Below are 9,314 nucleotides of genomic sequence, written 5' to 3'. Positions count from 1 at the left end.
CCGCCCGCGCCGACGCCGGCGGCCCCGGCGGCCGTCCCTCCCGCCCCGCCGCCCGCGCGCCGACGGGCGCGTGCTCCCTACCGTTCCCGTGGGCGGGTACAATGGGCGCAGGCCGAGAGCCTCGGCCGTGCAACCCGACGAAAGGCAAGCCATGAACGCACAGCCCGCGCGCGCCCGCATCGCCGTCGCGCTCGCCGTCCTCGCAGCCTGCGTGCTCGCGCTCTCCGTTGCGCCCGCGCGCGCCGCCGCGGCCGCGATGGATCCGGTCCGCATCGAGGCGACTGTGAACCCGGACGGCTCGCTCGACGTGGTCGAGACGCGCACCTTCGAGTTCGATGACGACGTGAACGGCGTGTTCTGGGAGATCGCCCGCACGGTGAACGCCCAGGGCGTCCCCTCGTCCGTCGAGGTCGGCTCGGTGACGGTGTCGGATGCGCGCGGCGAGCGCGCGTTCACCCGGGCGGAGTCCGCCTCCGAGGGCGACGACGGCGTCTTCACGGTCCAGGCTTCGGACGAGGATACGCAGCTCAAGGTGTTCGCACCCGAGGAGGACGGCGACACCGCGGAGGTGCGCGTGGCGTACACGATCGACGGCATGGTCGCGAGCTGGTCCGACACCGCGGAGCTCTACTGGAAGTTCGTGGGTCAGGGATGGGAGGACTCGTCCTACAACGTCGAGCTCACGGTGTCCTTCGCCGGCGCCGCGGCGTCCGGCGTGGCGGCGGATGACGGGAACTTCCGCACCTGGGTCCACGGCCCGCTCGACGGCCGGGTGGACCGCTTCCCGGACACGGCCGAGGTGACCTGCTCCGCCCCCGAGGTCGCGAGCGGCACGTTCGCCGAGATCCGCGTCGCCTTCCCGACGTCGTGGGTGCCCGGTCTCGCCGCTTCCGGGGAGGCCCGGCTCGATACGATCCTCGATGAGGAGCAGGCGTGGGCCGATGAGGCCAACGCGCTCCGCGCGCGGTCGCGGGCGGTGCTCGCGGTCGGCGGGGTCGCCCAGGTGGCGCTGCCCGCCATCCTGCTCGCGGCGATGGTCGCGCTCAAGCTCACCCGCGGTCGCAACCCGAAGCCCGTCTTCACGGAGACCTACTTCCGCGACCTTCCCTCCGCCGACCATCCCGCCGTGATCTCGGCGTTCATGGAGGGCGGGTCGGTGCCGGACCGGGCGCTCGTGGCGACCCTCATGAAGCTCACCGACGAGCGCGCCGTCGCGCTCGATCCCGTGACCTCCGAGTCGAGCGGGCTGTTCGGCACCAAGAAGGAGCAGGACTTCCGACTGTCGGTCATCGACCGCTCGCGCGTGGCCGAGGCCATCGACCGCGCGGCGCTGCGCATCTACTTCGACGAGGCCCCCGAGGCCCCGCAGGAGGTGCTGTTCAGCCAGATGAAGGACCGTGCGGAGGACGACCCCGAGGCGTACCGGAAGCATCTGGAGGACTATCGAGCCGAGGTCTCCGGGGCGCTCGAGAGCCGGATGCTCGTCGCATCGAGCGGCGACGGGGTCAAGGCCGCCGCGATCGGCATCGGCGGCGCGCTCGCGCTCGCCTCGCTGATCTTCTTCATCGCGGTCGATTTCGCCTGCCTGCCGACCTTCGCCGTCTCGCTCATCCTCATCGGCGCGGCCGTGGCCGTGGCGTGCACGTACCGGGTCTACTCGCAGGAGGGCGTGGAGCTCCGTCAGCGCTGCGAGGCGCTCAAGCGGTGGTTCGAGGACTTCACGCGCCTGGGCGAGGCTGTGCCGTCCGACCTCGTCCTGTGGGACAGGCTGCTCGTGATGGCCGTGGCGCTCGGGGTCTCCGACGAGGTCCTGCGGCAGCTGGCCGAGGCGGTGCCCCGGGAGCTGCGCGAGGACGCGCAGGGCGGGTACTACTTCCCGGTCTACTGGTGGCTCTATCCCCACGGGGGCCTGCATTCCCCCGTCCACGAGCTCGGGCACATCCAGACCGTCTCGATGGGCGCGCTCGCGTCGAGCCTGGACAGCTCGGGTGCGGGCCTGGGCGGCGGCTTCTCCGTCGGCGGCGGCGGTGGCGGAGGCGGCGGCGGTGGCGGCACGTTCTAGGGGCCGTCGTCGGATGGTGCGGTGGGAAAAAAGGTGCCTGTCACCCTTTTCCCAGGTGGGAAAAAAGGGAAAAAAGGTGCCTGTCACTATTTTCCCGGTGCAGCGCCCTCGTGGGAAAAAAGTGCCTGTCCCTATTTTCCCACCGCGCGTCCGTCGTGCGAGGTTCCGCGTGATAAGGGAAGGGGTCCCGCAGGACCCCTTCCGCAGAAGCCGATGCGCTTCCCGTATGCCTGTCCGGGAACCCCGGACCGTCCGTGCGACGCCAAGCTGCCCCAAGGCATCGCGGGACATCTTATGAGACCTCGTTCAGGCCGACAGGTCCAGACCGTAGAGGTACATTTCACGAGGCAGCAACTTGCGCTCCTCGCGGGTCGAGCGGTGGGAGGCCGCACGCGTGAAGCCGTGGCGCTCGTAGAACGACCACGAGCAGCTCGTGTCGGTGTAGAGGTACGCGGCGCGGGCGCCGTGCGAGGACAGGTAGGAGACCGCCGCGTCCAGCAGCACCCCGCCGATGCCCATGCCGCGCGCCTCGGCGCTGACGGCGAGCAGGGTGATCTCGTCGGCGTCGGCCAGCGCGCTGTCCTCGAGCATCGCGCTGTTGACGGCGTGCTCGGAGCGGATGAACGCCATGGTGCGCTCCGTCTCCTCCGGGTCGACGCGGCGCATCTGGGCGAGGAAGTCGTGCTCCGCCTGCTCCCAGCGCCCCGCCCGAGGCGAGCGGTCCTGCGCGGCGCGCGCCAGCACGATGCCGCAGGGGGCGTCGTCCACGACCACCACCTGCGAGAAGGTGGAGACGGACAGGGAGTAGGCGAGGTCGTCGCAAGCGGAGAGGAAGTTGTAGGCGTCGTCGTCGGCCGAGGTGTGCCAGATCTTCTGCAGCATGGAGGCGATCGCGTCGAAATCGGATTCCTCGAACGGTCGATAGAGGACCTTGGAAACCATGCGCGCCCCTTTCCGAACCGCGGCCCCGTTGCCTGACGCTGTAGGTTGTACCACGCGTTCGACCGGGAGTTATGGTGCCTTCGTGACACCCCGGGGCAAGCGGCGGGAATCCGCCAAAGCGTCACGCCGTCTCGGCAATTTCTCCAAATTCGGCAGCCGGGGACGCCTGCGCGCATGGCCCGGGGGCGCGAGCTCGGGCAACCTGCCGTCGAGGTGGGAAACGCCCCCTGCGCGCATGGCCCGGGTCGGCCCCTGCCATCGGGGGCGCATCGCCCGCCGGGCGCCTTCTGCGCGCATGGCCCGGGCCCGATCGGCGAGGGGCCGCCCTGCCCGGGGGCGTGCATGCGCCGTCCGTCGCGCGCCGTTGCCGGAGGAGCGCGTGCAATTCGCGAGCCCCCGTCCTCCTGCCGGTGCCGATGCGCTACATTAGGTGGGTGAACATGCGCCCGTTGAAGGCACAGACCGCCGCGGGTGCCGGACAAGAGGGGGTTCAATGGCAACTGACGTGAAGATCAAGCGCGCCTTGATCTCGGTGACCGACAAGACGTGGGTCGTCGAGTTCGCCCGCGAGCTGCAGACCGTCTACGGGGTGGAGATCATCTCGACGGGCGGCACGGCCCGCGCGCTGGAGGAGGGCGGCGTCACGGTCGTCCCCATCGAGGAGTACACCGGGTTCCACGAGATGATGGACGGCCGCGTGAAGACCCTGCATCCCAAGGTCCACGGCGGCCTTCTCGCCCGCCGCGACGACCCCCGGCACATGGCAGAGGCCGCCGAGCACGGTATCGGCATGATCGACATGGTCGTGGTGAACCTCTATGAGTTCGAGAAGACCGTGGCGAACCCCGACGTCACCTTCTCCGACGCCATCGAGCACATCGACATCGGCGGTCCCTCCATGCTGCGCTCCGCCGCGAAGAACGCCGACTCCGTGACCGTCGTGTCCGATCCGGCGGATTACGCCGGCATCCTGACCGAGATGGCCGAGCACGACGGCGCCACCACGCTCGAGACCCGCCGCCGCCTGCAGCTGAAGGTCTACCAGACCACCGCCGCCTACGACACCGCGATCTCTACGTGGCTCGCCGCCCAGGCGTCCGAGCAGACGGAGCCGCCCGCGTCGTTCGACCTGCGCCTGGAGAAGGTCGACGACCTGCGCTATGGCGAGAACCCGCAGCAGACCGCCGCGATCTACCGCTTCGCGGACGGCTTCGCGCAGAAGGGGTCCTCGGCGAACCCGCTGGTGGGGGCCGAGCAGATCCAGGGCAAGCCGCTGTCGTACAACAACTACCTGGACGCCGACGCCGCCTGGAACCTCGTGCGCGAGTTCGACGGTCCCGCCTGCGTGATCCTGAAACATCAGAATCCGTGCGGCTCCGCCACGGCAGACGACATCACGACCGCCTACGACATGGCCTTCGCCTGCGACCCCAAGAGCGCCTTCGGCGGCATCATCGCGTGCAACCGCGAGGTCCCTTTCGAGCTCGTCGAGCACTTCGCCGACGAGAACAAGCAGTTCGTCGAGGTCATCATCGCCCCGAGCTATACGGATGAGGCGCTCGAGCGCATGGCCAAGCGCCCGAACCTGCGCGTGCTCGCCACGGGCGGCGCCGAGGGCCATGCCGACCTCGAGCTTCGTTCCGTCGACGGCGGCGTGCTCGTGCAGTGCGTGGACACCGTGGCCGAGGACCCCGCCGGCTTCACCTGCCCGACCGATCGCAAGCCGACCGACGCCGAGATGGCCGAGCTCATGTTCGCGTGGCGCGTCTGCAAGGGCGTGAAGTCCAACGCCATCCTCATCTCCAAGAACAACGCCGGCATCGGCATGGGCCCCGGCCAGCCGAACCGCGTGGACTCCGCGCTGCTCGCCTGCGAGCGCGCCGAGGACGCCTGCGAGCGCATGGGCTGGGAGAAGGGCGGCTTCGCCTGCGCGTCCGACGCCTTCTTTCCGTTCCGCGACAACGTCGACGTGCTCGCGGCGCACGGCGTGACCTGCATCATCCAGCCGGGCGGCTCCAAGCGCGACGATGAGTCCATCGAGGCCTGCAACGAGCACGGCATCGCGATGGTGTTCACCGGCGCCCGCCACTTCCGCCACTAGTCGGCATCACCTGCGCCCCAAAACTTGGGCGCGATAGATCATAGCCGCCAGGCGGCTTCCCGAAGGGCCTGCTCCCGGAACTCGACCGGGACCGGGCCCTTCAGCGTACCGAAGCTCGCGTCGGGCACGGTGGGGCCGGAGGCGCCCCTTTTGCCCCGGGCGCCCCTTGCAAAGCATGTCGCACCTGACACGAGGCGCCCGGGGAAGGGGTCCTCGTGTCAGATGCGACATGCTTTTCGTTTGGGGTACCATGGACGGTCGAGACCCGGCGGGCGGGGCCGCGACCGGCGGCTGCCGTGCGGGTGCGGCGTATGGGACGGACACGGAAGGTGGCGTTCGGGATGATGATGGGGGCTTTCGAGGACGACATCTTCTCGTCGCCCGAGGAGCAGCGCGCGTACGAGGAGTTCTGCGCGGCTCAGGAGCGGGCGGAGGAGTTCCGCCTCGACAGGCCGGCGCTCGTCTGCCGCTGGCGCATGGCGGGGCGGCGCGTCCCGCTGCTGAACCGCCACATCCGTGCGCTGGCGCAGCGCACGGTGAACGGCTCCGCCCTCCCGACCGGGGTGCTCTCGTGGGCGAAGCAGCATGTGGAGTGGTCGCTCGCGGAGGGCGACTACCCGGACCCCGACGGCGTGCTTATGCTGGTGATCGATGTGAACGGCAACGCCGCGATGACGGTGGGCGCCTACGAGCCGCTCGCGGACACGTCCCGGGAGGCCCTCTGCGCACGGGCCGCGGAGGCCCATGGCGAGCAGGCGGGCACGGGTGTCGCGCCCGAGCTGCTGTGCGCGGTGCTCGACGGGACGCTCTACCTGGGAGCGGGGGAGGGCGAGTCCCTGTGCGGCGCCGCGACGCTGGTCGAGCAGCTGGCTTCGACCGAGGGACACCGGGTCGTGCGCGCAGGCGCCGACGCCGTCCGCGACGCGGCGGGGGCGGTCCTGCTCGTGTCCGATGAGCACGGCGTCGTCCCCGCATCGGAGCTCGCCTCCGTCGACGGGGAGGATGCCGGGTTCGTCCGCTCCCTGGCGCAGGGCGTGTCCAAGCTCTTCGCATAGCCCGGTCGGGGCTCCGCTCGCGCCCACCGAGACGGACGCGTGCACGGACGCCTTCGTCTCGCGGCATCGCCGGCCGCCCGCGCCCGCGCCGACCGGCCGGTCCGCGGCTTACATCTCCGCAAGGTCGCCGCCCGTCCGCACGACGCCTTCGCGAGACGGCATAATGTCTAGGTAGCGAACGAAGCGAGGAGGCCGACCATGCCGCTCATCTACATCGTCGAGGACGACGAACCCATCCGCACCGAGCTCGCACAGGTGCTCGCCCGCAACGGGTACGAGACGGCGTGGTGCGCGGACTTCGGCGCGGTGGTCGACGACATCGCGGCCGCCGACCCCGACCTGGTGCTGCTCGACCTGACCCTGCCCGGCACCGACGGCCAGTTCGTCTGCCGCGAGCTGCGCGAGCGCTCGCAGGTCCCCATCATCGTGCTCACGTCGCGCGTGACCGAGATCGACGAGGTCATGAGCATGACCATGGGCGCAGACGACTTCGTTCCCAAGCCCTACAGCTCCCGGGTGCTCGTGGCCCGCATCCAGGCCCTGCTGCGACGCGCGTCGGCCGCCCCGGAGCGCAGCGTCGTGGCGCACAACGGCGTCGAGGTGGACCTCGCGCGCTCGGTCGCCAGCGCGAACGGCCGCCAGGTCGAGCTCACCAAGAACGAGATGCGCATCCTCGCCCTGCTCATCAACCATGCGGGGACCATCGTCTCGCGCGAGGCCATCATGCGCGACCTGTGGGATTCCGATGCCTTCGTGGACGACAACACCCTGACCGTCAACATCAACCGCCTGCGGAACACGCTCGAGAAGATCGGCGTGACGGGGTACCTGTCCACGCACCGCGGCCGCGGCTACTCGGTGTAGGGGGAGCCGTGTCGTTCTGGATGTACGTGCGCTCCGCGCTCTCCGGGATCCTCATCATGCTCGCGGCGGTGGGCGCCCTCGACCTCGTGCTCGCGGTGTCGGGCACCCCGTGGTCCGTCACGCTGCTCGCGGACTTCCTCGTCCTCGCCGCCTTCGTCCTCACGCTGCTCGTCGCGTGGCTCCGCCGACGCGGCTTCTACAGCGACCTGGCCCACGGCGCGAGCGATGTGGAGCACCCGCTGTGGATCACCGAGATGGTCGACCCGCCGGACTTCGCCGAGGGCGAGCTGACCTACGGCGCCCTGCGCGCCATCTCGAAGGCCGCCAACGACGACGTAGCGTCCTACCGCAGGCAGGTGGCCGATTACCGGGAGTACGTCGAGACCTGGGTGCACGAGGCGAAGTCACCCCTCGCCGCGGCGCACCTCATGCTGGAGAACCTGGCCGACGCCGTGACCGACGGCGCGGGCCCGCAGGAGGCGGTCGCCAAGGCGGACGCGCTCGAGGAGGAGCTCGAGCGCGTCGAGGGCTATATCGAGCAGGCGCTGTTCTTCGCGCGCTCGGAGACGCTCGACCGCGACTACCTGATCCGCGGCCACAGCCTGCGCGACCTGGTCACGACCGCCATCAAGGCGAACGCCCGCCCCATGATCGCCGCGCACGTGTCCCCGGTGCGCCGCAACCTCGACCTCACCGTCTTCACGGACGACAAGTGGATGGAGTTCATCTTGGGGCAGCTCATCCAGAACAGCGTGAAGTACGCGCGCCCGCAGGGGGCGGTGGTCGAGTTCTCGGGCCGCCTGCTCGGCGAGGGCGGTGCCGACGAGCGCATCGAGCTGACGGTGCGCGACAACGGCTGCGGCGTTCCCGAGGCGGACCTGCCGCGCGTGTTCGACCGCGGGTTCACGGGGGAGAACGGCCGCAGCGGGAAGCGCTCGACGGGTATCGGCCTGTACCTGGTCCGCAGGCTCTGCGACAAGATGGGTATCGGGGTCTCGGCGGACTCGGTCGAGGGCGAGGGCTTCGCGGTGACCCTCACGTTCCCGGCGAACAAGATGCACTACTTCGAGCACTGACCATGCGAAACGCGCCGGGAGGGGCTCATGCTCCCCGGAGCGCCGATCTCAACCCCGCGTCTTTCGCCGAAGCACCCGATGCGAACCGCCCCGTTCCCCTCCCCATGAGAGCTGATCGCGCCGGTGGCGCTCAGAAGCTCTCATGGGGAGGGGAACGGGGCGGCAGGCGGCCCGGGCAGCCGTAGGCGCGATCAGTCCGCGCGGGAGGCGGGCGGGCGGCCCGGGCAACCGAAGGCGCGCTCAGTCCGCGCGGGCGGCAGGCGGCCCGGGCAACCGGTTACTTCACGACCAGGATGTCGCACTCCGTGCTGCGCAGCAGGAAGGTCGAGATCGACCCGAGCAGCGCGTACTTGATCGACGACAGACCGCGCGCGCCGCACATGACGAGGTCGGGCTTGATCACATCGAGCATCTCGTCCTTCAGGGTCTCGCGGATGCGGCCGGCGCGGACGATGATCTCGACGCCCGCGATATCGGGGTTGGCCTGCGCCTCCTCGACCTGCTCGGTGATGGAGTTGCGGAACGCCTCCTCCAGGCCGTTGATCAGGTCGACCGGGTAGGAGCCCGCGGACTCGAGCGCCGTGGAGTCGATCACATGGCCTATGTAGAGCTTGGCCCCGTTGTTCGCGGCGACCTTGATGGCGCGCGCGAGGACGAAGTCCTGCTGCTCGGTCCCGTCCAGCGAGACGAACACCTTTGAATAGCCCTCGTTCATGGTTGCCTCCTCCTCCATGCGGTGCGCCTCCGTGCGCGCGCCGCGAAGCTGGCTTTCCACAGTTATACCCTCGGCCCCGCCGCCTCCCCTTATTATTCTGTGAACGGTTGATTGCCAATTCTACTGCAGGTTCGGCGGGGTAAGTGCAGCTGACGGAGTTACCGCAGGCCGGAGGGGGTTTCCGCGCCCCCTGCGGCCCGCGTTCCCGGCGGGGTAAGTGCAGGATGCGGCGTCCGGGCGCCTTCCGCGGCCATGCGGGAGCGCCCCGCGCCCGCCCCTGTGACGGACTTAGCGCAGGCCCCGTCCGGCTCGGTTTTCGCCCCGCCGCCGCCCGTCTTCCCCTCTTTCTACGCGCCCGCCGCGCGGTCGCGCTCGGCGCGCAGCCTCCCTATGAGCTCCGGCCTCGTCTCCACCTCGGCGGGCGGCACGCGCCGGACGCCGAGCCCGTCGAGCAGCTCGCGGGGGAGGCAGACCTCTGCGAGCGCCGCCGGGCTCGCGT

Annotated in this window: 7 protein-coding genes; 5 read left to right on the top strand and 2 right to left on the bottom strand. The window is 70.2% G+C overall.

Annotation, left to right across the window (positions count from 1 at the left end; translation table 11 throughout):
• Nucleotides 1-151 precede the first annotated feature (151 nt).
• A complete protein-coding gene (locus PHA29_RS09960; protein WP_270849460.1) occupies nt 152-2,062 on the top strand; it encodes a DUF2207 domain-containing protein in 1,911 nt (636 codons plus the stop codon).
• Between the two features lie 306 nt (nt 2,063-2,368).
• Here PHA29_RS09960 and PHA29_RS09955 read toward each other — a convergent pair whose 3' ends face one another.
• A complete protein-coding gene (locus PHA29_RS09955) occupies nt 2,369-3,004 on the bottom strand; it encodes a GNAT family N-acetyltransferase (protein ID WP_270573643.1) in 636 nt (211 codons plus the stop codon).
• Between the two features lie 493 nt (nt 3,005-3,497).
• On the opposite strand from PHA29_RS09955, the gene purH reads away from it, so the two are divergent.
• The 4 genes from purH (at nt 3,498) to PHA29_RS09935 (ending at nt 8,100) form a co-directional block, all read left to right on the top strand.
• A complete protein-coding gene (gene purH, locus PHA29_RS09950) occupies nt 3,498-5,105 on the top strand; it encodes a bifunctional phosphoribosylaminoimidazolecarboxamide formyltransferase/IMP cyclohydrolase (RefSeq protein WP_270849458.1) in 1,608 nt (535 codons plus the stop codon).
• Between the two features lie 341 nt (nt 5,106-5,446).
• Nucleotides 5,447-6,160: a hypothetical protein gene (locus tag PHA29_RS09945; protein ID WP_270849457.1), complete on the top strand. Its 714-nt coding sequence runs from the start codon at nt 5,447-5,449 to the stop codon at nt 6,158-6,160.
• Nucleotides 6,161-6,358: 198 nt separating this feature from the next.
• Nucleotides 6,359-7,024, top strand: a complete 666-nt coding sequence (locus tag PHA29_RS09940; RefSeq protein WP_270849456.1) for a response regulator transcription factor — start codon at nt 6,359-6,361, stop codon at nt 7,022-7,024.
• Nucleotides 7,025-7,032: 8 nt separating this feature from the next.
• On the top strand, nt 7,033-8,100 hold the full coding sequence (locus PHA29_RS09935) for a sensor histidine kinase (RefSeq protein WP_270849455.1): 1,068 nt from the start codon (nt 7,033-7,035) through the stop codon (nt 8,098-8,100).
• 277 nt (nt 8,101-8,377) lie between these two features.
• Here the strand turns inward: PHA29_RS09935 and PHA29_RS09930 are convergent, their stop codons facing one another.
• Entirely contained in the window at nt 8,378-8,815 is a 438-nt protein-coding gene (locus tag PHA29_RS09930) for a universal stress protein (RefSeq protein ID WP_270849461.1), read from the bottom strand.
• Between the last annotated feature and the right edge of the window lie 499 nt (nt 8,816-9,314).

This window comes from Candidatus Collinsella stercoripullorum (assembly GCF_027669965.1).
GTDB classification, from domain to species: Bacteria; Actinomycetota; Coriobacteriia; order Coriobacteriales; family Coriobacteriaceae; genus Collinsella; species Collinsella stercoripullorum.
Note: the sequence above shows the minus strand (reverse complement) of the source record. Positions and strands in the feature narration are given on the sequence as shown.